The organism is Hydrogenophaga taeniospiralis CCUG 15921 (genome assembly GCF_001592305.1).
Classification (GTDB): domain Bacteria; phylum Pseudomonadota; class Gammaproteobacteria; order Burkholderiales; family Burkholderiaceae_C; genus Hydrogenophaga; species Hydrogenophaga taeniospiralis.
The window spans coordinates 38,291-63,732 of sequence record NZ_BCWR01000018.1 but is presented as its reverse complement, the minus strand read 5'-3'; the positions used below and the strand labels follow the sequence as shown (position 1 = coordinate 63,732).

Below are 25,442 nucleotides of genomic sequence, written 5' to 3'. Positions count from 1 at the left end.
CTTTCCCGCTGTCCGCCTGTCCTCATCCATACCGCTCAACACAAGGACCGGCTCTCATGCTCACAGGGAATCACGCATGAGCTTTCTCAATCAGCTCAAACAGCAGGCGAAATCGCTGCAGTCGCAGCAGGAGGTAGACCTCCAGCACCTTGAGGCCAACGTTGCCGCCACCGAGGCCGCCTGCAAGACCGCCTGGCATTACCTCACAGAACTGCCGCGCCAACTCAATGTGATCGAGCCGGCCGCGGCGCAGCTGAGCCTGGATGGCAAGACACCCTGGCCGGCCATGAAGCAGACCGACTTTCGCTTCGACGCCCGCAAGAAGCTCCTGCGCGACAAAGAGGTGTTTGACTACCTGGCCTTGGGTTGGCGCCTGGAGCCGCGCGAGGGCGGTGCGGCCAAAGGCAGCGTGGCGGTGAACTTTCCGCCCGACCTGGAGCGGGTCGAACGCCGCCTGCGCGCGGGCCATGTGCCCCACGAACGGCGCGAGCAGCGCCACCCGGACACCCACCGGATACAGCTCATTGTGTTTGAACACGAGCTCGCCTCCCGGGCCAGCGTGTTGATCACGGCGGACCACGACAACGCGGTGTTGGACGTGCGGCTGGCCTGCGTCAGCGGGCTGGAGATCGCGACGACCCGCTACGCCGCCGATCAATGGACCACGGCGGTGCTGGACGAGCTGGCCAAGCTCATCGTGGGAGAGCCCAGCCTGTTCCTGTGACGAACCGCGGGACGGGGTCCCATAATCGGGGCCAGATTCACTGCCGGCTCCGTTCAACATGGCCCGTCTTCCCCGCCTGACCCTGCCGGGCTATCCGCACCACGTCATCCAGCGTGGCAACAACCGCCAGCCCATCGTGTTGACCGATGCGGACCGGCAGATGCTGCTGGACCTGATCTGGGAAAACGCCCGCAAGCACCAGGTGGCGCTGCACGCCTGGGTGCTGATGGACAACCATTTCCACCTGCTGCTCACGCCAGAGACGCCGGGCGGCGTGCCGCTGATGATGCAGGCGATCGGTCGGCGCTATGTGCGCTACTTCAATGCCCAGCACGCGCGCACCGGCACGCTGTGGGAAGGGCGGTACAAGTCCACCCTGGTGCAGACTGAGCGGTACTTGCTGGCCTGCATGGCCTATCTGGATCTGAATCCGGTGCGAGCGGGCCTGGTGGCTGAGCCTGCCGCCTACGCCTGGTCCAGCCACCGCCACTACATCGGTCAGTCCCACGATCGCGGCATCACGCCGCATCCTTTGTACTGGAGCCTGGGCAACACACCATTTGCCCGGGAGGTTGCGTACGCCGACATGGTGCGTTCGGGGTTGACGACGCAGCAGCAGGAGGCCATCGTGGGTGCGACCTTGCATGGTTGGGCGCTCGGGGAGCCGGCGTTTGTGCAAGAGCTGCAAAAACTGACCGATCGACGGGTCAGCAAGGCCAAGTCCGGACGACCGAGCTTGAAATCGCCGCTTGGCGAAGGGTGAGGGTGCTCGTCCTTCCGATCAGCGCCATTTCGCCCGATTTTGATATGTCCCTAATTACTCAGACATGTTGTTCATGATGACATTATTGGAATCTGACCCTAATTAAAATGCTTGGCATCGTTGTTGCAATGCACTATGCTTCGCATCCCGCGTATTTTTGTCACGCCCTTGAATCGAAAAGGAAGCGCCATGACCACGGCAGCCGAGCAGCAGCAACTCCAGCAACAGGGTCTGTACGACCCGGCCCACGAACACGACGCCTGCGGTGTCGGCTTTGTGGCCCATATCAAGGGCGAAAAAAGCCATGCCATCGTGCAGCAGGGTCTGAAAATCCTGGAAAACCTGGACCATCGGGGCGCGGTGGGGGCCGACAAGCTCATGGGCGACGGTGCCGGTATCCTGATCCAGCTGCCCGATGCCCTGTACCGCGAAGAAATGGCCGCTCAGGGCGTGACCCTGCCGGCACCGGGCGAATACGGCGTCGGCATGATCTTCATGCCCAAGGAACATGCATCGCGGCTGGCCTGCGAGCAGGAGATGGAGCGTGCCATCGCCAACGAAGGCCAGGTCCTGCTGGGCTGGCGCGACGTGCCGGTGAACAGGGACATGCCGATGTCGCCGACCGTGCGCGAAAAGGAGCCCATCCTGCGCCAGGTGTTCATCGGGCGTGGCAACGACGTGATCGTGCAGGACGCGCTGGAGCGCAAGCTGTATGTGATCCGCAAGACAGCCAGCGCTCACATCCAGTCGCTCAAGCTCAAGCACAGCAAAGAGTATTACGTGGTGAGCATGAGCAGCCGCACCGTGATCTACAAGGGCTTGTTGCTGGCCGATCAGGTGGGCACCTATTACAAGGACCTGCAGGACGCGCGTTGCGTCTCGGCCCTGGGTCTGGTGCACCAGCGCTTTTCCACCAACACCTTCCCCGAGTGGCCGTTGGCCCATCCCTACCGCTATGTGGCGCACAACGGTGAGATCAACACCGTCAAGGGCAACTACAACTGGATGAAGGCGCGCGAAGGCGTGATGTCCTCGCCGGTGCTGGGGGCCGACTTGCAGAAGCTGTACCCGATCAGCTTTGCGAACCAGTCGGACACCGCCACTTTCGACAACTGCCTGGAACTGCTCACCATGGCCGGCTACCCGCTGGCCCAGGCGGTGATGATGATGATCCCTGAGCCGTGGGAGCAGCACACCACCATGGACGAGCGCCGCAAGGCCTTCTACGAATACCACGCCGCCATGATGGAGCCCTGGGATGGCCCGGCCTCCATCGTGTTCACCGACGGCCGCCAGATCGGCGCCACGCTGGACCGCAACGGCCTGCGTCCCTCGCGCTACTGCATCACCGACGACGACTTCGTGATCATGGGTTCCGAGTCCGGCGTGCTGCCGGTGCCGGAAAACAAGATCGTGCGCAAGTGGCGCCTGCAGCCCGGCAAGATGTTCCTGATCGACCTGGAACAGGGTCGCATGATCGACGACGAGGAGCTCAAGGCCAACCTCGCCAACAACAAGCCCTACAAGCAGTGGATCGACAACCTGCGCATCCGCCTGGACGATGTGGACAGCCCCGTGGCGGGTGAGGCGGCGCAAGAGCAGCGCATCGACGCGACCGAGCCGCAGACCGCAGGCATGGAATCCGTGACGCCCGAACTGCTGGACCGCCAGCAGGCTTTTGGCTACACGCAAGAAGACATCAAATTCCTGATGAGCCCCATGGCCACCAATGGCGAGGAGGGCATCGGCTCCATGGGCAACGACAGCCCGCTGGCCGTGCTGTCCGACAAGGACAAGCCGCTCTACAACTACTTCAAGCAGCTGTTCGCCCAGGTGACGAACCCGCCGATCGACCCGATCCGCGAAGCCATCGTGATGTCGCTGGTGTCCTTCATCGGCCCCAAGCCCAACCTGCTGGACATCAACCACGTCAACCCGCCCATGCGCCTGGAGGTGAGCCAGCCCGTGCTGGACTTCGCCGACATGGCCAAGCTGCGCGACATCCATGTCGTGACGCAGGGCAAGTTCCACAGCCATACGCTGGACATCACCTACCCGGTGTTCTGGGGGCGTGCCGGGGTCGAGGCCAAGCTGGCTTCGCTGTGCGCCGAGGCGGTGGACGCGATCAAGGGCGGCAAGAACATCCTGATCGTCAGCGACCGCGGCATCAGCGCCACCCAGGTGGCCATTCCCGCGCTGCTGGCGCTGTCCGCCATCCACCAGCATCTGGTGCGCGAGGGTCTGCGTACCTCGGCCGGTCTGGTGGTCGAAACCGGCACGGCGCGTGAAGTGCACCATTTCGCCGTGCTCGCCGGTTACGGCGCCGAAGCCGTGCACCCCTACCTGGCCATGGAGACCCTGGCGGCCATCAGCAAGGACCTGCCGGGCGACCTGAGTGCCGACAAGGCGATCACCAACTACGTCAAGGCGATCGGCAAAGGACTGTCCAAGATCATGTCCAAGATGGGCGTGTCCACCTACATGTCCTACTGCGGCGCCCAGCTGTTCGAAGCCATCGGCCTGTCCAGCGACACGGTCGACAAGTACTTCACCGGCACCGCCAGCCGGGTGCAGGGCATCGGCGTGTTCGAAATCGCCGAAGAAGCCCTGCGCATGCACAAGGCCGCTTTTGGCAACAACCCGGTGCTGGCCACCATGCTGGACACCGGCGGCGAATATGCCTGGCGCACGCGTGGTGAAGAGCACATGTGGACGCCCGACGCCATCGCCAAGCTGCAGCACAGCACGCGCTCCAACAACTGGAACACCTACAAGGAATACGCCCAGATCATCAACGACCAGAACCGTCGCCACATGACGCTGCGCGGCCTGTTCGAATTCAAGATCGACCCCAGCAAGGCGATCCCGATCGACGAGGTGGAGCCCGCCAAGGAGATCGTCAAGCGCTTCGCCACCGGCGCCATGTCGCTGGGCTCGATCTCCACCGAGGCCCACGCCACGCTGGCCGTGGCCATGAACCGCATCGGCGGCAAGAGCAACACCGGCGAAGGCGGCGAAGACGCGCTGCGCTACCGCAACGAACTCAAGGGCATCCCGATCAAGCAGGGCCAGACCATGTCCGACCTGCTGGGCAAGGACACCTTCGAGGTGGACTACGTGCTGCAAGAGGGCGACTCGATGCGCTCGCGCATCAAGCAGGTCGCCTCGGGCCGCTTCGGTGTGACCGCCGAATACCTCAACAGCGCCGACCAGATTCAGATCAAGATGGCCCAGGGCGCCAAGCCCGGCGAAGGTGGCCAGCTGCCCGGCGGCAAGGTGTCGGACTACATCGGCAAGCTGCGCCACAGCGTGCCGGGCGTGGGCCTCATCAGTCCGCCGCCGCACCACGACATCTACTCCATCGAAGACCTGGCCCAACTGATCCACGACCTGAAGAACGTGGCGCCGCACAGCTCCATCAGCGTCAAGCTGGTGTCGGAAATCGGCGTCGGCACCATCGCCGCGGGCGTGGCCAAGTGCAAGGCCGACCACGTGGTGATCGCCGGTCACGACGGCGGCACGGGCGCCTCGCCCTGGTCGTCCATCAAACACGCCGGTTCGCCCTGGGAAATCGGCCTGGCCGAAACCCAGCAGACCCTGGTGCTCAACCGCCTGCGCAGCCGCATCCGCGTCCAGGCCGACGGCCAGATGAAGACCGGCCGCGACGTGGTCATCGGCGGTCTGCTGGGCGCCGACGAGTTCGGTTTCGCCACCGCGCCGCTGGTGGTGGAGGGCTGCATCATGATGCGCAAGTGCCACCTGAACACCTGCCCGGTGGGGGTGGCCACGCAAGACCCGGTGCTGCGCAAGAAATTCACCGGCAAGCCCGAGCATGTCGTCAACTACTTCTTCTTCATCGCCGAAGAAGCGCGCCAGATCATGGCGCAGTTGGGCATCCGCAAGTTCGACGAGCTGATCGGCCGCGCTGACCTGCTGGACATGAAGCAGGGCATCGAGCATTGGAAAGCCAAGGGCCTGGACTTCGGTCGCCTGCTGGCCATGCCGGCGGCTCCCGCCGACGTGCCGCGCCTGCACACGCAGAACCAGGAGCATGGTCTGGAGAAGTCGCTCGACAACATCCTGATCGCGAAGTCGCGTCCTGCCATCGACAAGGGTGAGCGCGTGCAGTTCATCGAGGTGGCGCGCAACGTGAACCGCTCCGTGGGCGCGATGCTCTCGGGCGCGGTGACCCAGGTGCACCCCGAAGGTCTGCCGGACGACACCATCCGCATCCAGCTCGAAGGCACGGGTGGCCAGTCCTTTGGCGCCTTCCTCACTCGCGGCATCACGCTGTACCTGATCGGGGACGCCAACGACTACACCGGCAAAGGCCTCTCGGGCGGCCGCGTGGTGGTGCGTCCCAGCATTGACTTCCGCGGCGAAGCGGCGCGCAACATCATTGTGGGCAACACCGTGATGTATGGCGCCACCACCGGCGAGGCCTTTTTCAGCGGCGTGGCCGGCGAGCGCTTCGCGGTGCGCCTCTCCGGCGCCACCGCGGTGGTGGAAGGCACGGGCGACCACGGTTGTGAATACATGACCGGCGGCACCGTGGTGGTGCTGGGCAAGACCGGCCGCAACTTCGCCGCCGGCATGAGCGGCGGTGTCGCCTATGTCTACGACGAAGACGGTCAGTTCGCCAAACGCTGCAACCCCGCCATGGTCAGCCTGGAAAAGGTGCTGAGCACGGCCGAGCAGGAAGTCACGATGGACAAGGCCATCTGGCATCGCGGGCTGGCTGACGAAGCGCAATTGAAAAAGCTGCTGGAGGAGCACAACCGCTGGACCGGCAGCAAGCGTGCGCGCGAACTGCTGGACAGCTGGGTCGAGTCGCGCGGCAAGTTCGTGAAGGTCTTCCCGAACGAATACAAGCGTGCGCTGGGCGAGATCGCCGCCCGCAAGACGGCCGCTGCCGTCACCACCAAGGCCCAGGGCGCGGCGAAGCAGGCCACGGTCGCCGCCAAGTAAGCCCAGACACACGGATACGAAGGACCAACATCATGGGAAAAGTCACCGGCTTCATGGAATACGAGCGTCTGGAAGAGGGCTACAAGCCCGTTCCCGAGCGTCTGAAGCACTACAAGGAATTCGTGGTTGGCCTCGATGAGGGGCAATCCAAGGTGCAGGCGGCGCGCTGCATGGACTGCGGCACGCCGTTCTGCAACAGCGGCTGCCCGGTCAACAACATCATTCCGGACTTCAACGACTTGGTGTACCAGGGCGACTGGAAGAACGCCATTGCCGTGCTGCACAGCACCAACAACTTCCCCGAGTTCACCGGCCGCATCTGCCCTGCGCCGTGCGAGGCCGCCTGCACGCTCAACGTGAACGACGATGCGGTGGGCATCAAGTCTATCGAGCACGCCATCATCGACCGCGCCTGGACCGAAGGCTGGGTGCAGCCGCAGCCGGCCAGGATCAAGACCGGCAAGAAGGTGGCTGTGGTCGGCTCCGGCCCGGCCGGCATGGCCGCGGCCCAGCAACTGGCGCGCGCGGGCCACGACGTGACCCTGTTCGAGAAGAACGACCGCATCGGGGGCCTGCTGCGCTACGGCATTCCCGACTTCAAGATGGAGAAGAGCCACATCGACCGTCGCGTCGAGCAGATGAAGGCCGAAGGCGTGGTGTTCCGCACCGGCGTGCTGGTCGGAGCGTTGCCCAAGGACAGCAAAGTCACCAACTGGGCCAAGGAAACCGTCTCGGCCGAACAGCTGCAGAAGGACTTTGACGCCGTGCTGCTGACCGGTGGCTCCGAGCAGAGCCGCGACCTGCCTGTGCCCGGCCGCGATCTTGACGGCATCCACTTCGCCATGGAGTTTCTGCCGCAGCAGAACAAGGTCAACGCGGGCGACAAGCTCAAGGGCCAGTTGCGCGCGGATGGCAAGCACGTGATCGTGATCGGCGGTGGCGACACCGGCAGCGATTGCGTGGGCACCAGCAACCGCCACGGCGCCGTCAGCGTGACCCAGTTCGAGGTGATGCCCCAGCCCCCCGAGCAGGAGAACAAGCCGCTGGTGTGGCCTTACTGGCCGCTCAAGCTGCGCACCAGCTCCAGCCACGAAGAGGGTTGTACCCGCGAGTTCGCCATTTCCACCAAAGCCTTCAAGGGCGAAAAAGGCAAGGTCACCGGTCTGACCACCGTGCACGTCGAAATGAAGGACGGCAAGCTGGTCGAGATTCCCGGCACCGAGAAGGAATACAAGGCCGATCTGGTGCTGCTGGCCATGGGTTTCGTGAACCCGGTCGCCACCGTGCTCGACGCCTTTGGCGTGGACAAGGACGCACGCGGCAACGCCAAGGCCACGACCGATTTCACCGGTGGCTATGCCACCAACGTGTCCAAGGTGTTTGCCGCTGGCGACATGCGCCGTGGGCAGAGCCTGGTGGTGTGGGCGATCCGCGAAGGTCGGCAAGCCGCACGCTCGGTCGACGAATTCCTCATGGGGTTTTCCGATCTACCACGTTGAGCAATCTTGGTGTAAGTGATGGGATAAGAGGGAGATGGGCCGGCGTGCGACAATGCGCGCTCATTTTTCTTGGGTCCCATGAGCGAATCCCCCTTCATTGAAATTGATCATGTGACGTTCGGCTACGACAGCCGCCGAACCATATTGAACGACGTCTCATTGCAATTCGCGCGCGGCAAGGTCACGGCGGTGCTGGGGGGCTCCGGCTGTGGCAAAACCACCTTGCTGCGTCTGATCGGCGGCGTGCACGCCCCCAACAGCGGGCGCGTGGTGTTTGATGGTGAAGTCGTGGATGCCGGGAACAAGACCCAGCTGTTCCGCTTGCGCCGTCGCCTGGGCATGCTGTTCCAGTTCGGGGCCCTGTTCACCGACCTTTCGGTGTTCGACAACGTGGCCTTCCCACTGCGCGAGATGACCGATCTGCCCGAGGCCCTGATCCGCGACATCGTGCTGATGAAGCTCCATGCGGTGGGCCTGCGGGGCGCGGCGGGTCTGCGCATCAGCGAGGTGTCGGGTGGCATGGCGCGGCGCATTGCGCTGGCCCGTGCCATCGCGCTGGACCCGGAACTCATCATGTACGACGAGCCCTTCGCCGGGCTGGACCTGGTGTCCATGGGTGTCACCGCCAAGCTGATCCGCACCTTGACCGACGTCACCGGGACCACCACGCTGCTTATTTCGCACGACGTGCCCCAGTGCATGGCCATCAGCGACTGGGTGGTGCTCTTGGCCACCGGCGGGCGCATCGTGGCCCAGGGCACGCCCGCTGAACTGATGGCCAGCACCGAACCCGAGGTGCGGCAGTTCGTGCGCGGAGAGCCCGACGGGCCGGTCAAGTTCCATTACCCGGCGCCACCGGTGGCGGTCGATTTCGGCCTGGAGGCTTCGCGATGAACGCCTTGCAGCAACTGGGCCGTCGCGCCCTGGATGTGTTCGCGGCCTGGGGACATGGCGCCGTGTTTTTCATCGAACTGCTCAGGGCGGTGCCGGCCGGACTGGCCCGCTTTGGTCTGGTCGTGACACAGATCCACGCCATCGGCAACCGCTCGCTGGTGATCATCCTGGCCTCGGGTCTGGCGGTGGGTTTCGTGCTGGCGCTGCAGCTCTACAACACCCTCACCAATTTCGGGGCGGCCGAGTCCCTGGGGCTGGTGGTCAACCTGTCGCTGGTGCGCGAATTGGGCCCCGTGGTCACGGCGCTGCTGTTCGCGGGCCGGGCAGGCACCTCGCTCACCGCGGAAATCGGTCTCATGAAGGCGGGCGAGCAGATCGCTGCCATGGAGCTGATGGCGATCGATCCGCGCAAGCGGGTGCTGGCGCCGCGCTTCATTGCCGGTGTCATCGCGATGCCGTTGTTGGCCGCGTTGTTTTCCGCCATCGGTATCCTGGGCGCCTGGGTCGTCGCGGTGGGTTTGATCGGCATTGACGCCGGCAATTTCTGGTCGATCCAGCAAAACGGCGTTGACGTCTGGCGCGACGTGGGCAACGGTGTGGTCAAGAGCGCGGTGTTTGGCGTCATCTGCACGGCGGTGGCGCTGTACCAGGGCTATGAAACCGAGGCCACGCCAGAGGGTGTGGCCTACGCAACCACCCGTACCGTGGTGACCGCCTCCCTGGGTGTGCTGGCGATGGACTTCATCCTCACCGCCCTGATGTTCTCGACCCCCTGATCATTGAGCAGCTTACGTATGAACAAAAGAAGCACTGAAATCTTTGTTGGCCTGTTTGTCGTGCTCGGCGCGCTGGGCCTGCTGTTCCTGGCCCTGAAGGCGGCCAACCTGGCCAGCTTTTCCAACGGTGGGGCCACCTACGTGGTGCAAGCACGGTTTGACAACATTGGCGGTCTGAAGGCGCGCGCTCCGGTGCGCTCGGCAGGCGTGAATGTTGGCCGGGTGACCAGTGTCGTCCTCGATACCCAGACCTACCAGGGTGTGGCCACGCTGGAGATCAAGCAGAGCGTGGTGTTTCCCAAGGATTCGTCGGCCAAGATCCTCACTTCTGGTTTGTTGGGTGACCAGTACATCGGCATCGAGCCGGGCGGTGACACCAAGAACCTGGCGGCGGGCGACGTGATCACGCAGACGCAGTCGGCGTTGGTGATTGAAAACCTGATCGGTCAGTTTCTGTTCGACAAGGCGGCCGACGGCGGCGAAAAGAAGGCGCAGTGAGCAAGTCCGGCGCGCGTGACCATGCCGCTGCTCGCAGTACATGGTGATGGCGGCCATGCCTATGCACGGGAGCAGGAACATGAACAACACATCCAACGATCATCTGGGCCGCAGCTCGCGCTGCGTGGCTGTGGCCATGCTGCTGCTGGCCCTGGGGGGCTGCGCCACCCGGGACGGGGGCAATCCGCGTGACCCCTGGGAGCCCTTCAACCGCAAGGTGACGGAGTTCAACGACGCGGTTGACGGGGCGGTGCTCAAGCCGGTTGCGACGGTGTACCGGGACGTGACCCCCGATCTGGTGCGTACGGGGGTGAGCAACTTCTTCGAAAACTTGCGTGATGCCTGGTCGTTCGTCAACGCGGCACTGCAGTTGCGCCCGCGCGAGGCATCGGAGAACTTCCTGCGCTTCAATGTGAACACCTTCTTTGGCTTGGCCGGTGTGCTCGACATCGCGTCCGAGATGGGCATCGAACGCACGCGGCTCGATTTTGGGCAGACCTTGGGACGTTGGGGTGTTCCTTCCGGTCCTTATCTGGTGCTGCCCGTGTTCGGGCCGTCCTCGCTCCGGGACGCGGCCGGGTTCAGCATAGAGTCCCGTGGTGATCTGGTGATGGGCATTTCCGACGTGCCATTGCGTAACACGCTGTATGGATTGCGTGCGATCGAGACCCGGGCCAACCTGCTTCGGGCCAGCACCATGCTGGATGGCGCCGCGCTGGACAAGTACAGCTTCACGCGGGACGTCTATCTGCAGCGGCGCGAGAGCCAGGTCGAGGACCTGATCGACAAGGGCATTGGTCTGAAGAATGGGTCCGGCGGCGAAACGGCCGACTGACAGCATTTCGACACGAAACAATTACACACAGGACACATACGCCGGGAGCCGGTACCGTAGAGTCCTGTTCTAGCGGGTCACTGCACACCGGTGTGCAAGCCCGTACCGAAAGGAAACCCAAATGATTCAACGACGCGAATGCCTTTCCCACCTGCTCGCCGCCGTGGCGCTGGTTGCCAGCCCCCTGGCCTTTGCCGCCGACGAGGCTCCTGACGCACTGGTCAAACGCATTTCAGGCGATGTGATGGCCGCTGTGAAGGCCGATCCGGCGATCCAGAAAGGCGATGTCAACCGCATCGTCGCCCTGGTCGACAGCAAGATCATGCCCAGCGTGAACTTCTCGCGCATGACCGCTTCCGCCGTGGGTCGCCACTGGCGGCAGGCCACGCCCGAGCAGCAAAAGCAGCTGCAGGACGAGTTCAAGACCCTGCTCGTGCGCACCTATTCCGGTGCCCTGGGTGAGGTCAAGGACCAAACGCTGAGCTTCCGTCCTTTGCGCGCCAAGCCCGAGGACACGGAAGTGGTGGTGCGCTCGGAAGTGCGGGGCCGGGGCGAGCCGATCCAGCTCGACTACCGCCTGGAGAAGACGGCCGACGGCTGGAAAATCTATGACCTCAACGTGCTCGGTGTGTGGCTGGTGGAGACCTACCGGACCCAGTTCGCGCAGGAAATCAACGCCAAGGGCATTGACGGACTGATCGCCACGCTGGTGCAGCGCAACAAGGCCGGAACCAAGGCGGGCTGAGACGATGAACGACAGCAGTTCCGCACCGGTGGCCAGTTTGCCGCAGCGTCTGACCCTGGATGATGCGGTGGTGGCGCTGGGGCAGCTCGAACGCGAAGTGGCTGCGCAGCCCGGCACCACCGCCTTGGTCGATGCGAGCGCGTTGCAGGCCTTCGACTCCTCGGCCGTGGCGGTGTTGCTGGAACTGCGGCGCAGCCTCTTGGCGCAAGGCAAGACGCTGCAGATCCAGCACTGGCCGCAGAGGCTGCGTGATCTGGTGACGCTCTACGGGGTGGCCGAGCTGTTGCAGGCCTGACCTGGGCGACCTCGGCCGTCTGCGGCAGTCACGGTCGGGGTCCGCACATCTCCCCTCAGCCTGGTGGCGGACAGGGCGGCGCTTAAAATAGTCCGTTCACCCGCCGTCATCAGATGTCCTGCGCGCGGTCGGTGATCCCAGCGATCCCGTAGCCGCAATGCCCGCAGTTTCCTTTCAGAACGTTTCCAAAGTCTATCTATCGGCACGCGGTGAATTGCACGCGCTCAAGGGGGTGTCGTTCGACATCGAGCCGGGCGAGTTTTTTGGTCTGCTGGGGCCGAATGGCGCGGGGAAAACGACTCTGATCAGTGTGCTGGCGGGCCTCACCCGTGCCAGTGCCGGTCGTGTGCTGGTGCACGGGAAAAACGTGCAGACCGACTACCAGGCCGCCCGCCGCCAACTGGGCGTGGTGCCGCAGGAGCTGGTGTTTGACCCGTTCTTCAATGTACGTGAGGCGCTGAGGTTCCAGTCGGGCTACTTCGGCGTGCGCCACAACGAAGCCTGGATCGATGAGCTGCTCGAAGGCCTGGGTCTGGCCGACAAGGCCGGGGCCAATATGCGTCAGCTCTCAGGTGGCATGAAGCGCCGTGTGCTGGTGGCGCAGGCGCTGGTGCACAAGCCTCCGGTGATCGTGCTCGACGAGCCCACCGCCGGTGTCGATGTGGAGCTGCGCCAGACCCTGTGGCAGTTTGTCTCCGATCTCAACAAGCGCCAGGGCTGCACTGTGTTGTTGACCACACACTATCTGGAAGAAGCCGAGGCCCTGTGTGGCCGCATCGCCATGCTCCGGCAAGGGCAGGTGGTGGCGCTGGAGTCCACCTCGGAGTTGTTGCGCCGGGCCTCGTCCAACGTGCTGCGCTTCAAGACCGACCAGACGCTGCCCGACGATCTGGCCGCTGTGGCCCGCGTTACCGGGCGCGTGGTGCAGTTGCCGGCGCACGATGCCCTGGAGGTTGAGCGCATCCTGGCGCGGGCGCGCGAGTCGGGGGTGTTGGCGCAGGACATCGAGATCCGCAAGGCCGATCTCGAGGATGTGTTCATCGATGTCATGGAAAACGCCGCCCATGCGCAGGGAGCCCGGGCATGACCGGGTGGCAGACCCTTTTCTACAAGGAAATCCTGCGCTTCTGGAAGGTGGGTTTCCAGACGGTGGCGGCGCCGGTCATCACGGCCATTCTGTACATGATGATCTTTGGCCACGTGCTCGAAGGCCGTGTGCAGGTCTACGAGACGGTGAGCTACACGGCGTTTCTGCTGCCGGGCCTGGTCATGATGAGCGTGTTGCAGAACGCGTTCGCCAACAGCTCCTCGTCGCTGATCCAGAGCAAGATCATGGGCAACCTCGTGTTCCTGTTGCTCACGCCCCTGTCGCACCGCGCATGGTTCGTGGCCTATGTGGGGTCGTCCGTGGTGCGCGGGCTGGCCGTGGGGGTCGGGGTGATGCTGGTGACCTGGTGGTTCGCCCAGCCGCCCTTCGTGGCGCCGCTGTGGATCCTGGCCTTTGCCTTGCTGGGAGCCGCCCTGCTGGGTGCGCTGGGCCTGATTGCCGGGCTGTGGGCCGAAAAATTCGACCAGATGGCCGCGTTCCAGAACTTCATCATCATGCCCATGACTTTTCTGTCGGGCGTGTTCTACTCCATCCATTCCCTGCCCGACTTCTGGCAGCGCGTGAGCCATCTCAACCCGTTTTTCTACATGATCGACGGATTCCGGTACGGTTTTTTTGGTGTCAGCGACGTCTCGCCCTGGCTGAGTCTGGCCCTGGTGGGGGGCGCGCTGGTCGTGGTCAGCGCGGTGGCGCTGCACCTGCTGCGCATTGGCTACAAAATCCGGCATTAGCATGGCCCGCCCCGTTGCCTGCTCGCCGTGGCCCAACGACGTCCTTTTTTTCTGACCCCGTCATGACCGCTGATCAACTGCAACAACTCATCGCCGCAGGTCTGCCCTGTGAACACATCGAAGTCACGGGGGACGGCCGCCACTGGGCTGCGGTCATCGTGTCGCCCGAGTTCGAGGGCATGCGGGCCATTGCGCGCCACAAGCGGGTGTACGCCACCTTGGGTGCGCGCATCCAGAGCGATGAAGTGCATGCGCTGTCGATGAAAACCTACACGCCCGCCGAGTGGGCTGGAAAATGATCCCCCTGTGCCGGGATCACTTGCGGCCTGGTGGAGCTGGCTCTGTGGTGACCTTGGTGCGTGCGCCTCGTGCGCTTTCGGCGGCGCTGTCCGTCGTTGACAACTGAAAGACAACTGTTCCATGGACAAACTGCGAATCACCGGCGGCCGTGCGCTGCACGGAGAAGTGAACATCTCCGGTGCCAAGAACGCGGCCTTGCCGGAGCTTTGCGCCACCCTGCTGACGGCCGATCCGGTGACGCTGTTCAATGTGCCGCGCCTGCGCGACGTGGCCACCATGCGTCTTCTGCTGGACAACATGGGTGTGCGGACCGAGACCCACGGCGAGCGCGGTGGCATGACCCTGCAGGCTTCCGACCCCATCCAGCCCGAGGCGCCCTACGAGCTGGTCAAGACCATGCGTGCATCGGTGCTGGTGCTCGGGCCCTTGCTGGCACGCTTCGGCCATGCCCGCGTGTCATTGCCGGGTGGCTGCGCCATCGGCTCGCGACCGGTGGACCAGCACATCAAGGGCATGCAGGCCATGGGAGCCGACATCGAGGTGGAGCACGGCTACATGGTGGCCAAGCTGGGCGCCGGCCGCAGCCGGCTGCGCGGCGCCCGCATCACCACCGACATGGTGACGGTGACCGGAACCGAGAACTTCCTCATGGCCGCCACGCTGGCCGAGGGCGAGACTGTGCTGGAAAACGCCGCCCAGGAGCCGGAGATTGGTGATCTGGCCGAGATGCTGATCGCCATGGGTGCGCAGATCGAGGGGCATGGCACCAGCCGTATCCGCATCCAGGGCGTGGAGCGCCTGCACGGCTGCGACCACCAAGTGGTGGCCGACCGCATCGAAGCGGGTACCTTCCTGTGCGCGGTGGCGGCCACGGGGGGAGACGTGTTGCTGCGCCACGGCCGCGCCGATCATCTGGATGCGGTGATCGAGAAGCTGCGCGAAGCGGGTGCCGTTATCGAGGGGGGCCGGGACAGCGATGGCGACTTCATCCGCGTGCGGGCGTCCGGCCGGCTCAAGGCGCAAAGCTTTCGCACCACCGAATACCCGGGTTTCCCGACCGACATGCAGGCCCAGTTCATGGCGCTCAACTGCATTGCCCAGGGCACCAGCACGGTGACGGAAACCATTTTTGAAAACCGGTTCATGCACGTCAACGAGCTGGTTCGCCTGGGGGCTCACATCCAGACCGATGGCAAGGTGGCGGTGATCGAGGGCATTGATCGCCTGTCGGGTGCCACGGTGATGGCGACCGACCTGCGCGCTTCGGCCAGTCTGGTGATCGCCGGTCTGGTGGCCGAGGGCGAAACCATCGTTGACCGCATCTACCACCTGGACCGCGGCTACGACCAGATGGAAGCCAAACTGCGCGGCATTGGCGCCGATATAGAACGAATCAAATGATCACACTCGCCCTGTCCAAAGGCCGCATCTTCGATGAAACCCTGCCGCTGCTTGCGGCCGCGGGCATCGAGGTGCTGGAAGACCCGGAAACCTCGCGCAAGCTCATCCTCGCGACCAACCAGCCCGGTGTGCGTGTGGTGCTGGTGCGCGCCACCGATGTGCCGACTTACGTGGAGTACGGTGGCGCCGACCTCGGCGTGACCGGCCGGGACACGCTGATCGAACACGGCGGCCAGGGCCTGTACCAGCCGTTGGACCTGAAGATCGCGCAGTGCCGCATGAGCGTGGCCGTGCCGTCGGACTTTGACTACGCCTCGGCTGTGCGCCAGGGCTCGCGGTTGAAAGTGGCCACGAAATACACCACGATCGCGCGCGAGTTTTTCGCCAGCAAGGGCGTGCACGTGGACCTGATCAAGCTGTACGGCAGCATGGAGCTGGCGCCCCTGACGGGCTTGGCCGATGCCATCGTCGATCTGGTGTCCACGGGCAAGACGCTCCAGGCCAACAACCTGGTCGAGGTCGAGCGCATCATGGACATCAGTTCGCGCCTGGTCGTCAACCAGGCCGCGCTCAAACTCAAGCAGGCGGCCATCCGCCCCATCCTCGACGCCTTCTCCAACGCCATCGAAAAAAACGCCGTACCGTCATGAGCCTCACCGCCGCGCCCGTCCGCCTGTCCACCCAATCGTCCGATTTCGAGGCGCGGTTCGCCGCGCGCTTGCATTGGTCGGCCGAGACCGACAGCGCGATCGAGCAGCGCGTGGCCGACATCCTGGCCGACGTGCAGCAGCGCGGCGATGCGGCGGTGCTGGAATACACAGCGCGTTTTGATGGCCTGAATGCCGATGGCGTGCCGGCGCTGGAGCTCACGCAGGCCGAGCTGAAGGCAGCGTTCGATGGTCTGCCAGCCGCGCAGCGTGACGCGCTGGAGTCCGCCGCGCGCCGTGTGCGCAGCTACCACGAGGCGCAGAAACGCGCCAGTGGCGAAAGCTGGAGCTACCGCGACGAAGACGGCACGCTGCTGGGCCAGAAGGTCACGCCACTGGACCGGGTGGGCATCTACGTGCCCGGTGGCAAAGCGGCCTATCCGTCCAGTGTGTTGATGAACGCCATCCCGGCGCACGTGGCGGGTGTGGCGGAAATCATCATGGTCGTGCCCACCCCGAAGGGCGAGAAGAACCCGCTGGTGCTCGCCGCCGCCTACGTGGCCGGCGTCACGCGTGCCTTCACCATCGGTGGCGCGCAGGCCGTGGCGGCCCTGGCCTACGGCACCGCCACCGTGCCCAAGGTCGACAAGATCACCGGCCCCGGCAACGCCTACGTGGCCAGCGCCAAAAAGCGCGTGTTCGGCACCGTGGGCATCGACATGATCGCCGGCCCGAGCGAGATTCTCGTGCTGGCCGACGGCAGCACGCCGGCCGACTGGGTGGCGATGGACCTGTTCAGCCAGGCCGAGCACGACGAACTGGCGCAGAGCATCCTGCTCTGCCCCGACGCCGCCTACATCGACGCCGTGCAGGCCGCCATCGATCGCCTGCTGCCCACCATGCCGCGCGCGGCCATCATCGCCAAGAGCCTGAACGACCGCGGTGCGCTGATCCTGACGCGCGACATGGAAGAGGCCTGCGCCATCAGCAACCGCATCGCGCCCGAGCACCTGGAGGTGTCGAGCAGCGAGCCACACCGCTGGGAGCCGCTGCTCAAACACGCGGGCGCCATCTTCCTGGGCGCCTACACCAGCGAGAGCCTGGGCGACTACTGCGCCGGCCCCAACCACGTGCTGCCCACCAGCGGCACCGCGCGCTTCTCGTCGCCGCTGGGCGTGTACGACTTCCAGAAGCGCAGCAGCCTGATCGAAGTCAGCGCCGCGGGCGCCCAGACGCTGGGCATCATCGCCGCCGAACTGGCCTACGGCGAAGGCCTGCAGGCGCATGCCCGCGCCGCTGAATTGCGCCTGACCAACGTCCCCCCGATGCGGGGTGCCCGATGACCGACATGAACACCCCGAACCCGCTGCGCTTCATCCGGCAGGACATCCAGTCCATGCACGCCTACGCCATCCAGGACTCGGCCGGCATGGTCAAGCTCGATGCGATGGAAAATCCGTTTTCTCTCTCGCCCGAGCTGCAGGCAAAGCTGGGAGAGCGCCTGGGCGCGGTGGCGATCAACCGCTACCCAGGTGCACGCATCGACGATCTCAAGCAGGCGCTGGCCAGCTACGTGGACTTGCCCGAAGGCCATGGCCTGATGCTGGGCAACGGCTCGGACGAGCTGATCTCCTTGCTGGCCATGGCCTGCGACGTGCCCGGCGCGTCCATCCTCGCGCCGTTGCCCGGTTTTGTCATGTACGCCATGAGCGCGCAGCTGCAGGGGCTGGCTTTCCACGGTGTGCCGCTCACGGCCGGCTTTGAGCTGGACGAAGCCGCCATGCTGGCCGCGATGCGCGCGCACCGGCCCGCCATCACCTACATCGCCTACCCGAACAACCCCACCGCCAATCTGTGGGACGCCGCCGTGATCCGTCGCCTGATCGCCGAAGCGGCCACGTTTGGCGGGCTGGTGGTGATGGACGAGGCCTACCAGCCGTTTTCCAGCAAGACCTGGCTGGACGAGATTCGGGCCAACCCGGCGGCCAACGCCAACGTGCTGCTCATGCGCACACTGTCCAAATTTGGCCTGGCCGGCGTGCGCCTGGGCTACATGCTGGGCCCGCAGGCGCTGGTGCACGAGGTGGACAAGCTGCGTCCGCCCTACAACGTGAGCGTGCTCAACGCCGAATGCGCGCTGTTTGCGCTGGAGCACGCCGGGGTGTTCGCGCAGCAGGCGGCGCACATCCGTGAGCAGCGGTCCGTGCTGATTGAGGCGCTGGCCCGGATGCCGGGCGTCACGCCCTTCCCGAGTGACGCCAACATGGTGCTGGCGCGTGTGCCTGATGCACAACGCAGCTTCGATGGCCTGAAGGCACGCGGCGTTCTGGTCAAGAATGTTTCTAAAATGCACCCATCGCTGACCAACTGTCTGCGCCTGACCGTCGGAACCCCCGAGGAGAATGCGCAATTGATCGGCGCCCTGCCACAAGTTTTATGACCGTCATGTCCTCCGTTTCCCCCGCTTCCGCCGACCGCGTGGCCGACGTCCAGCGCAACACCGCGGAAACGCAGATCACCGTTCGCGTCAATCTTGACGGCACGGGAACGGCCAACCTGTCCACCGGCATCGGTTTCTTCGACCACATGCTCGACCAGATCGCGCGTCACGGCCTGATCGACCTCGATATCCAGGCCAAGGGCGACCTGCACATCGATGGCCATCACACGGTGGAAGACGTGGGCATCACGCTCGGCCAGGCGTTCGCCAAGGCCGTGGGCGACAAGAAGGGCATCCGCCGCTACGGGCACGCTTACGTGCCGCTGGACGAGGCCTTGTCGCGTGTGGTGGTCGATTTTTCGGGTCGCCCCGGCCTGCACATGCACGTGCCGTTCAAGAGTGGCATGGTGGGCGCCTTCGACACCCAATTGGCGTTCGAGTTTTTCCAGGGTTTTGTAAATCATGCGGGGGTCACGCTGCACATCGACAACCTGAAGGGCGAGAATGCCCACCACCAGGCAGAGACCGTGTTCAAGGCATTTGCCCGCGCGCTGCGCATGGCGCTCGAGCGCGATCCGCGCATGGGCGATGTGATCCCCTCGACCAAAGGCTCGCTCTGAGCATTCCTGTCCGATGAACCGCAAGACTGTCGCCGTGGTCGACTACGGCAGTGGGAACCTGCGTTCCGTCTCGCAGGCCGTGGCCCACGTGGCCGCCGCCAGTGGGGTGGACGTGAGCGTCACGTCCGATCCCAAGGTGGTGCTGGACGCCGAACGCGTGATCCTGCCCGGGCAGGGCCACATGGGCGACTGCATGCGCGAACTCGCCGCCTCCGGCCTGATGGACGCTGTGTTGCATGCGGCCGTCCACAAACCTTTGTTCGGCGTCTGCGTGGGCATGCAGATGCTGCTGGATCGCAGCGAAGAAGGTCCCACCAATGGCCTGGGCCTGATTCCTGGCGAGGTGGTGCGGTTTCGCCTGGAGGGGCGTCTGCAGGCCGATGGGAGCCGTTTCAAGGTGCCGCAAATGGGCTGGAACCAGGTGTTCCACGAGCTCGGCCACGGGTCGGCGCATCCCCTGTGGGCCGGCATCGACGAGGGCGCCTATTTTTATTTCGTGCACAGTTACTACGCCCGTCCTGCCCACGTTCAACACTGTGTGGGCGAAGCCGACTACGGGGGGCGCTTCGCGGCAGCCATCGCACGTGACAATATTTTTGCGACCCAGTTTCATCCTGAAAAGAGTGCCGACCAGGGGCTCGCGCTCTACCGCAACTTCCTTCACTGGAACCCTTAAGTCCATCCGCCCTTCACCTAGACCATCATGTTGCTGATTCCTGCCATTGATCTGAAAGACGGCCAGTGTGTTCGCCTCAAACAGGGCGACATGGACCAATCCACGGTGTTTGGCGAAGACCCGGCCGCCATGGCGCGTGCCTGGGTCGACAAGGGGGCACGCCGTGTGCACCTGGTGGACCTGAACGGGGCGTTTGCCGGCAAACCCAAGAACGAGCAGGCCATCCGAGCCATCCTCAAGGAGGTGGGGTCCGAGGTGGACGTGCAGCTCGGTGGCGGGATTCGCGATCTCGACACCATTGAGCGCTACCTGGACGCCGGTCTGCGCTACGTGATCATCGGCACGGCGGCGGTCAAGAACCCCGGTTTCCTGCAGGACGCCTGCACCGCGTTCGGTGGCCACATCATCGTGGGCCTGGACGCCAAGGACGGCAAGGTGGCCACCGACGGCTGGAGCAAGCTCACCGGCCACGAGGTGGTCGATCTGGGCAAGAAGTTCGAGGACTACGGCGTCGAAGGCATCATCTACACCGATATCGGTCGCGACGGCATGCTCAGCGGCATCAACATCGACGCCACGGTCAGGCTCGCGCAGGCCTTGTCGGTACCGGTCATTGCTTCCGGTGGCCTGTCCAATCTGGACGACATCCGCGCCTTGTGCGATGTGGAAGACGAGGGCATCGAGGGCGTGATCTGCGGCCGCTCGATCTACAGCGGCGATCTGGACTTCGAGGCCGCGCAAAAGCTGGCCGACGACCTGAACGGCTGAACGAGAAGCCCATGCTCGCCAAACGCATCATTCCCTGTCTCGACGTGACCGGTGGCCGCGTGGTCAAGGGGGTCAACTTCGTCGAACTGCGCGACGCGGGCGACCCGGTGGAGATCGCCGCACGGTACAACGAGCAGGGTGCGGACGAGCTCACGTTTCTGGACATCACCGCCACCAGCGATGGGCGCGACCTGATCCTGCACATCATCGAGGCGGTGGCCTCGCAGGTGTTCATTCCGCTCACGGTGGGTGGCGGGGTTCGCACCGTGGAAGACGTGCGTCGCCTGCTCAACGCAGGCGCGGACAAGACCAGTTTCAATTCCGCTGCCATTGCCAATCCGCAGGTGATCCGTGATGCGTCCGACAAATACGGCGCCCAGTGCATCGTGGTGGCCATCGACGCCAAGCGCCGCCACGGCGACGACCTGGCCGCACGTGGCGAGGGCTGGGACGTCTACAGCCACGGGGGCCGCAAGAACACCGGTCTGGACGCTGTGGCATGGGCGAAGCAGATGGCCGACTTCGGTGCCGGTGAAATCCTGCTCACCAGCATGGACCGCGACGGCACCAAGGCCGGGTTTGACCTGGCGCTGACCCGTGCCGTGGCCGATGCCGTGGACGTGCCCGTGATTGCATCGGGTGGTGTGGGCAACCTGGACCACCTGGCCGATGGCGTGCAACAGGGCAGGGCGGATGCGGTGCTGGCGGCCAGCATCTTTCACTACGGCGAGTACACCGTGGCACAGGCCAAGGCGCGCATGGCCGAGCGGGGCATTCCGGTCCGGCTCTGACCCGATCGGCGTAGGTTCAGTTCGGGGGCTGCCGGTTCGGCAGTTGCCGCTCCAGCCGGTCTTCCAGTTCACCAATGCTGGCCTCCAGGCCGTTGCCGGACTGTTCGATCACCCGGGTCAGAATGGTCTGTAGCTGCTCGATTTTCTGGTGCATCTTGTCCGACAGATCCCGTTCGCGCGCGGCCGTGGCCTGCATCTCCGTTTGCAGGTACTGGCGCAGCTCGGTGAACCGGGACGCTTCGGCCTGATCGGCCAGGCGGCGCTGCTCGGCCACCTCGCGCGTGATGCGGCGTACCTCCATCAGGTGCACGGTCTGGTAGTAGACCAGCGCGAGCAGGAAGACCACCAGCACCAGAGCCAGCATGCCTAGCAGCACCAGCCCCATGGGCGCCTGCACCTCGGAGAATCCGAAGTTGAGTGTGGAGGGTTGCAGTATCTGCTCGAAGTTGAGGGCCACGAACCCGGCAATCAGCAGGATGAACAGGATCAGGAGGATTGTTCGAATTTTCATGGCGTTGTCTCTCGGGTGAGCCCGGCCCCGGAGTGGGGCTGAGGGCAAAACCATCCTACCGCCATTCAGCCACGGACTCTGTAAGGAGTCGCACATGGTAGATTCCCGCCATGAACTGGTTGGATGAAGTGAAATGGGACGCCCAAGGCCTGGTCCCGGTGATCGCGCAGGAAGCCGCAAGCGGTGATGTGTTGATGTTTGCCTGGATGAATCGCGAGGCCCTGCAGAAGACCGCCGAACTCGGCCGTGCGGTCTATTTCAGCCGCTCGCGCAACAGGCTTTGGTTTAAGGGCGAAGAGTCCGGCCATGTACAGACGGTGCACGATATCCGGCTGGATTGCGACAACGACGTGGTGCTGCTCAAGGTCACCCAGCTTGGCCACGAGCCCGGCATTGCCTGCCATACCGGTCGTCACAGCTGTTTCTTCCAGCGCCACGAAAATGGACAGTGGCACGCGGTGGATCCGGTGCTGAAAGACCCTGAATCCATCTACAAATAGAACACCCGCATGTCTTCCATCGATGCCCTGGCGCGCCTGGCCGCCGTGATAGAAAGCCGCAAACCCGTGAACGGTGGCGACCCGGAGAAAAGCTATGTGGCCCGGTTGCTGCACAAGGGGCCGGACGCCTTCCTGAAGAAGATTGGAGAGGAAGCCACCGAAACCGTCATGGCCGCCAAAGATGTGGACCATGGGGGCGACGGCCAGAAGCTGGTCAACGAGGTGGCCGATCTCTGGTTTCACTGCATGATCGCGCTGGCGCACTACGGAAAGACGCCTGCCGACGTGGTGAGTGAGTTGGTGCGTCGCGAAGGCCTGAGCGGGCTGGAAGAGAAGGCACTGCGCAAGGCGGTCGTGCGCGAGTCGGAATCCTCAAACCCTGGAGGTGCGTCATGAGCGATATCGTCGATATGGAAGCCGTGGACAGCGAGAAAGCACAATCGCTCAAAAGCGTGGGCTGGCTCAGTTACATCTTGCATCTGATCGTGGCCGTGGCGGCGGTGGTACCCGGCGCCCAGGTAGGCGCCGGCCTGCTGCTGGTGGCGCTGGTGATTGATCTGGTGAAGCAAGGCGACGCGGAGGGCACATGGCAAGTCAGTCATTTCCGCTGGCGCATCCGCACCGTGATCTGGGCAGGCGTTCTTTACGTTGTCACCCTCCCGCTGTGGTTTTTGCTGTTGCTACCCGGAATGATCGCCTGGGTGGTGATCTCCATCTGGTTCCTCTACCGCATTGTCAAGGGCATGGTGCGCATGAATGCCAATCAACCCATGCCCGACTGATCAGATTCCCGAACCATGAGCGCACACGACCCCAACTGCATCTTCTGCAAGATCATCGCCGGACAGATTCCGTCAAAAAAAGTCTATGAGGACGAAGATATCTACGTCTTTCACGACATCCATCCCTGGGCTCCCGTGCACTTTCTCATGGTGCCCAGGCAACACATCCCGTCGCTGGCGCAGCTCACACCCGAGCACGAACGCCTGATGGGGCGCATGATGGTGCTGGCGCCGAAACTGGCTGCCGAGCAGGGCTGTAACCCGTACCCGGACGGTGGGTTTCGCCTGGTCTGCAACACCGGCGCAGAAGGGGGGCAGGAGGTACACCACCTGCACCTGCATGTGATGGGTGGACCACGTCCCTGGTTGCGCGGTTGATCGGGGTACAGACCTTCTACAGCAGACCCGAGGTTCCCCTTTGGGCGGGCTGCTGAACTCTTGGCGGGGCTTAGAATCCCATCTACAGCGTCACGCGCACTACTTATATATGTTTGGAGAAAATCATGGGTTCTTTCTCGATTTGGCACTGGTTGATCGTGCTGCTGATCGTTGTGATGGTGTTCGGCACCAAAAAGCTTAAAAACATCGGTTCGGATCTGGGCGGCGCCGTCAAGGGTTTCAAGGATGGCATGAAGGAAGGTGGTCAAAGTGCGGCAGATGCCACCTCGACGCCTGCCGGTCAGGTGACTCAGGACACCCGCACCGACAAAAACACCATCGACGTTGAAGCCAAGCAGAAGAGCTGAACTTTGAGCCTGCCGGCGTAGCACGTGCGCACTGCCCGGCGAACACAGGGCTTGATCCCAATGCCCGACCTTGCCCGCAGGATGGCTGATACATGATTGATCTGGGCATTTCCAAACTCGCTCTCATCGGGGCGGTGGCGTTGATCGTCATCGGTCCGGAAAAGCTGCCGCGCGTGGCGCGCACCGTGGGGGCCTTGCTGGGCAAGGCGCAGCGTTACGTGTCCGACGTGAAGGCCGAGGTCAGCCGGTCCATGGAGCTCGAAGAGCTCAAGAAGATGAAGGATTCGGTGGAGAGCGCTGCCCGCGACGTTGAAACGTCGGTGCAGAGCGGGGCCAGCGACTTCGAAAAATCCTGGTCCGAAGCCACCGCCGGGCTGGACGGCGCCACCTACGGCTCGGACAGCAGCGAGGCCATGGGTTCCATTGGCTCATCGCTGTACCCGGTTTACAAACATCCGAAAAAGAACTGGCGCATCAAGCAGAACGCCACGCCCCAATGGTTCAAAGCACGCACTGGCGTGCGCACCCGCACCCAGTCCGGTGCGGCCCGCGTGGCCCGTTTCCGGCCCCGCTCCTCCTCCGTCCCCCGCTGATGTCCGATCCCAAAGATTCCACCGACGAACTCGCCGGTACCGAGCAGCCGTTTGTCCAGCATCTCATGGAGTTGCGAGATCGCCTGCTCTACGGCATTGTGGGTCTGGGTATTTGCATGGCCTTGCTGGCCATCTGGCCAGGCCCCAGCGGCCTGATCGATCTGATCGCGGTGCCCATCCGGGCGCACATGCCGCCTGATGCCAAGCTGATCGCGGTGGGCGTTTTCTCCCCGTTTTTCGTGCCCATCAAGGTGTTGGCGATGGCCGCCCTGCTGTTGTCGCTGCCATGGTGGATGTACCAGGTCTGGGCATTTGTGGCACCCGGTCTGTACAGCCATGAGAAACGCTTTGCCGTGCCGCTGATCGTTCTGGGCAGCTTGCTGGCCTATGTCGGCATAGCGTTCGTGCAGTTCTTCGTGCTCGACAAGATGTTCGGCTTCATCCAGCAGTTCACGCCAGCCAGCGTGGCCGCGACACCCGACATTGCCTCGTACGTGGAAGCGATTCTTTCGCTTTACCTGGCGTTTGGTCTGGCGTTCCAGGTGCCGATCGTGGTGGTGTTGCTGGTCAAGATGAACATGGTCTCGGTGAAGCAGCTCAAGGAGTTCCGGGGCTATTTCATCGTCGTGGCCTTCATCATCGCGGCCGTGGTCACCCCCCCCGATGTGATTTCTCAACTCGCCTTGGCCGTCCCCATGTGTCTGCTTTACGAGCTGGGTATATGGGGCGCGCAGTGGTTCATCAAAAGCACGGCCGCTCCTGAACAAGCCGCCGAAGACGCCGCCAAATAAGCGGACGCACGCGATGCGTGAGTGGCCGCTCGTGCTGCGC

General features: G+C 63.9%; 29 protein-coding genes. 28 read left to right on the top strand and 1 reads right to left on the bottom strand.

Going from position 1 to position 25,442, the window contains the following annotated elements:
* Nucleotides 1-76 precede the first annotated feature (76 nt).
* The 21 genes from HTA01S_RS19510 to hisF all read left to right on the top strand — a co-directional run bounded on the left by HTA01S_RS19510 (nucleotide 77) and on the right by hisF (nucleotide 21,479).
* Nucleotides 77-724 (top strand): hypothetical protein, encoded by a 648-nt coding sequence (locus HTA01S_RS19510; RefSeq protein ID WP_068174423.1) that lies wholly within the window; start codon nucleotides 77-79, stop codon nucleotides 722-724.
* Nucleotides 725-782: 58 nt separating this feature from the next.
* Nucleotides 783-1,487, top strand: coding sequence for a transposase (locus tag HTA01S_RS19505; protein WP_068174422.1), 705 nt, complete (start codon nucleotides 783-785; stop codon nucleotides 1,485-1,487).
* A gap of 189 nt (nucleotides 1,488-1,676) precedes the next feature.
* A complete protein-coding gene (locus HTA01S_RS19500) occupies nucleotides 1,677-6,455 on the top strand; it encodes a glutamate synthase-related protein (RefSeq protein WP_068174421.1) in 4,779 nt (1,592 codons plus the stop codon).
* A 32-nt stretch (nucleotides 6,456-6,487) separates the two neighbouring features.
* On the top strand, nucleotides 6,488-7,954 hold the full coding sequence (locus tag HTA01S_RS19495) for a glutamate synthase subunit beta (RefSeq protein WP_068174420.1): 1,467 nt from the start codon (nucleotides 6,488-6,490) through the stop codon (nucleotides 7,952-7,954).
* A 78-nt stretch (nucleotides 7,955-8,032) separates the two neighbouring features.
* On the top strand, nucleotides 8,033-8,848 hold the full coding sequence (locus tag HTA01S_RS19490; RefSeq protein WP_068174419.1) for an ABC transporter ATP-binding protein: 816 nt from the start codon (nucleotides 8,033-8,035) through the stop codon (nucleotides 8,846-8,848).
* On the top strand, nucleotides 8,845-9,624 hold the full coding sequence (gene mlaE / locus HTA01S_RS19485) for a lipid asymmetry maintenance ABC transporter permease subunit MlaE (protein WP_068174418.1): 780 nt from the start codon (nucleotides 8,845-8,847) through the stop codon (nucleotides 9,622-9,624). Before HTA01S_RS19490 ends, mlaE begins: the two co-directional genes overlap by 4 nt.
* A gap of 18 nt (nucleotides 9,625-9,642) precedes the next feature.
* The gene (mlaD, locus tag HTA01S_RS19480; protein ID WP_068174417.1) at nucleotides 9,643-10,122 is read left to right on the top strand and encodes an outer membrane lipid asymmetry maintenance protein MlaD; all 480 of its coding nucleotides are present in this window, start codon (nucleotides 9,643-9,645) and stop codon (nucleotides 10,120-10,122) included.
* 79 nt (nucleotides 10,123-10,201) lie between these two features.
* The gene (locus tag HTA01S_RS19475) at nucleotides 10,202-10,957 is read left to right on the top strand and encodes an MlaA family lipoprotein (RefSeq protein WP_068174416.1); all 756 of its coding nucleotides are present in this window, start codon (nucleotides 10,202-10,204) and stop codon (nucleotides 10,955-10,957) included.
* Nucleotides 10,958-11,078: 121 nt separating this feature from the next.
* Complete coding sequence (locus tag HTA01S_RS19470) at nucleotides 11,079-11,702, top strand: MlaC/ttg2D family ABC transporter substrate-binding protein (protein ID WP_068174415.1); 624 nt, start codon at nucleotides 11,079-11,081, stop codon at nucleotides 11,700-11,702.
* Nucleotides 11,703-11,706: 4 nt separating this feature from the next.
* Nucleotides 11,707-11,997, top strand: a complete 291-nt coding sequence (locus HTA01S_RS19465; protein WP_068174414.1) for an STAS domain-containing protein — start codon at nucleotides 11,707-11,709, stop codon at nucleotides 11,995-11,997.
* Between the two features lie 157 nt (nucleotides 11,998-12,154).
* Complete coding sequence (locus HTA01S_RS19460) at nucleotides 12,155-13,084, top strand: ABC transporter ATP-binding protein (RefSeq protein WP_068174413.1); 930 nt, start codon at nucleotides 12,155-12,157, stop codon at nucleotides 13,082-13,084.
* Nucleotides 13,081-13,836 (top strand): ABC transporter permease, encoded by a 756-nt coding sequence (locus HTA01S_RS19455; protein ID WP_068174412.1) that lies wholly within the window; start codon nucleotides 13,081-13,083, stop codon nucleotides 13,834-13,836. Before HTA01S_RS19460 ends, HTA01S_RS19455 begins: the two co-directional genes overlap by 4 nt.
* Nucleotides 13,837-13,898: 62 nt before the next feature.
* A complete protein-coding gene (locus HTA01S_RS19450) occupies nucleotides 13,899-14,135 on the top strand; it encodes a BolA family protein (protein WP_068174411.1) in 237 nt (78 codons plus the stop codon).
* A gap of 121 nt (nucleotides 14,136-14,256) precedes the next feature.
* A complete protein-coding gene (gene murA, locus HTA01S_RS19445; RefSeq protein ID WP_068174410.1) occupies nucleotides 14,257-15,537 on the top strand; it encodes a UDP-N-acetylglucosamine 1-carboxyvinyltransferase in 1,281 nt (426 codons plus the stop codon).
* The gene (gene hisG, locus HTA01S_RS19440) at nucleotides 15,534-16,187 is read left to right on the top strand and encodes an ATP phosphoribosyltransferase (RefSeq protein WP_068174409.1); all 654 of its coding nucleotides are present in this window, start codon (nucleotides 15,534-15,536) and stop codon (nucleotides 16,185-16,187) included. The genes murA and hisG overlap by 4 nt, the downstream gene beginning before the upstream one ends.
* The gene (gene hisD / locus HTA01S_RS19435; protein ID WP_068174408.1) at nucleotides 16,184-17,527 is read left to right on the top strand and encodes a histidinol dehydrogenase; all 1,344 of its coding nucleotides are present in this window, start codon (nucleotides 16,184-16,186) and stop codon (nucleotides 17,525-17,527) included. Before hisG ends, hisD begins: the two co-directional genes overlap by 4 nt.
* Nucleotides 17,528-17,532: 5 nt before the next feature.
* A complete protein-coding gene (gene hisC, locus HTA01S_RS19430) occupies nucleotides 17,533-18,624 on the top strand; it encodes a histidinol-phosphate transaminase (protein WP_407656124.1) in 1,092 nt (363 codons plus the stop codon).
* 5 nt (nucleotides 18,625-18,629) lie between these two features.
* Nucleotides 18,630-19,244 carry an imidazoleglycerol-phosphate dehydratase HisB gene (gene hisB, locus HTA01S_RS19425; RefSeq protein ID WP_157572191.1) on the top strand — a complete coding sequence of 205 codons (615 nt, stop codon included), beginning with the start codon at nucleotides 18,630-18,632 and terminating at the stop codon, nucleotides 19,242-19,244.
* Nucleotides 19,245-19,257: 13 nt separating this feature from the next.
* Complete coding sequence (hisH, locus tag HTA01S_RS19420) at nucleotides 19,258-19,920, top strand: imidazole glycerol phosphate synthase subunit HisH (protein WP_068174405.1); 663 nt, start codon at nucleotides 19,258-19,260, stop codon at nucleotides 19,918-19,920.
* 27 nt (nucleotides 19,921-19,947) lie between these two features.
* Nucleotides 19,948-20,688, top strand: a complete 741-nt coding sequence (hisA, locus tag HTA01S_RS19415) for a 1-(5-phosphoribosyl)-5-[(5-phosphoribosylamino)methylideneamino]imidazole-4-carboxamide isomerase (RefSeq protein WP_068174404.1) — start codon at nucleotides 19,948-19,950, stop codon at nucleotides 20,686-20,688.
* Between the two features lie 11 nt (nucleotides 20,689-20,699).
* Nucleotides 20,700-21,479 carry an imidazole glycerol phosphate synthase subunit HisF gene (hisF, locus tag HTA01S_RS19410; protein WP_068174403.1) on the top strand — a complete coding sequence of 260 codons (780 nt, stop codon included), beginning with the start codon at nucleotides 20,700-20,702 and terminating at the stop codon, nucleotides 21,477-21,479.
* A gap of 16 nt (nucleotides 21,480-21,495) precedes the next feature.
* Here the strand turns inward: hisF and HTA01S_RS19405 are convergent, their stop codons facing one another.
* A complete protein-coding gene (locus HTA01S_RS19405) occupies nucleotides 21,496-21,990 on the bottom strand; it encodes a lipopolysaccharide assembly protein LapA domain-containing protein (protein ID WP_068174402.1) in 495 nt (164 codons plus the stop codon).
* A 101-nt stretch (nucleotides 21,991-22,091) separates the two neighbouring features.
* On the opposite strand from HTA01S_RS19405, the gene hisI reads away from it, so the two are divergent.
* The 7 genes from hisI (at nucleotide 22,092) to tatC (ending at nucleotide 25,402) form a co-directional block, all read left to right on the top strand.
* Nucleotides 22,092-22,490 (top strand): phosphoribosyl-AMP cyclohydrolase, encoded by a 399-nt coding sequence (gene hisI / locus HTA01S_RS19400; protein WP_174545210.1) that lies wholly within the window; start codon nucleotides 22,092-22,094, stop codon nucleotides 22,488-22,490.
* Nucleotides 22,491-22,499: 9 nt separating this feature from the next.
* Nucleotides 22,500-22,886: a phosphoribosyl-ATP diphosphatase gene (locus HTA01S_RS19395; RefSeq protein ID WP_068174400.1), complete on the top strand. Its 387-nt coding sequence runs from the start codon at nucleotides 22,500-22,502 to the stop codon at nucleotides 22,884-22,886.
* Nucleotides 22,883-23,272: a DUF4870 family protein gene (locus tag HTA01S_RS19390; protein WP_068174399.1), complete on the top strand. Its 390-nt coding sequence runs from the start codon at nucleotides 22,883-22,885 to the stop codon at nucleotides 23,270-23,272. The genes HTA01S_RS19395 and HTA01S_RS19390 overlap by 4 nt, the downstream gene beginning before the upstream one ends.
* Before the next feature lie 15 nt (nucleotides 23,273-23,287).
* Nucleotides 23,288-23,650, top strand: coding sequence for a histidine triad nucleotide-binding protein (locus HTA01S_RS19385; RefSeq protein WP_068174398.1), 363 nt, complete (start codon nucleotides 23,288-23,290; stop codon nucleotides 23,648-23,650).
* A gap of 125 nt (nucleotides 23,651-23,775) precedes the next feature.
* Nucleotides 23,776-24,018, top strand: a complete 243-nt coding sequence (gene tatA, locus HTA01S_RS19380) for a Sec-independent protein translocase subunit TatA (protein WP_068174397.1) — start codon at nucleotides 23,776-23,778, stop codon at nucleotides 24,016-24,018.
* 92 nt (nucleotides 24,019-24,110) lie between these two features.
* Nucleotides 24,111-24,611 carry a Sec-independent protein translocase protein TatB gene (tatB, locus tag HTA01S_RS19375; protein ID WP_068174396.1) on the top strand — a complete coding sequence of 167 codons (501 nt, stop codon included), beginning with the start codon at nucleotides 24,111-24,113 and terminating at the stop codon, nucleotides 24,609-24,611.
* Nucleotides 24,611-25,402 carry a twin-arginine translocase subunit TatC gene (tatC, locus tag HTA01S_RS19370; RefSeq protein ID WP_068174395.1) on the top strand — a complete coding sequence of 264 codons (792 nt, stop codon included), beginning with the start codon at nucleotides 24,611-24,613 and terminating at the stop codon, nucleotides 25,400-25,402. The genes tatB and tatC overlap by 1 nt, the downstream gene beginning before the upstream one ends.
* Nucleotides 25,403-25,442: the final 40 nt, after the last annotated feature.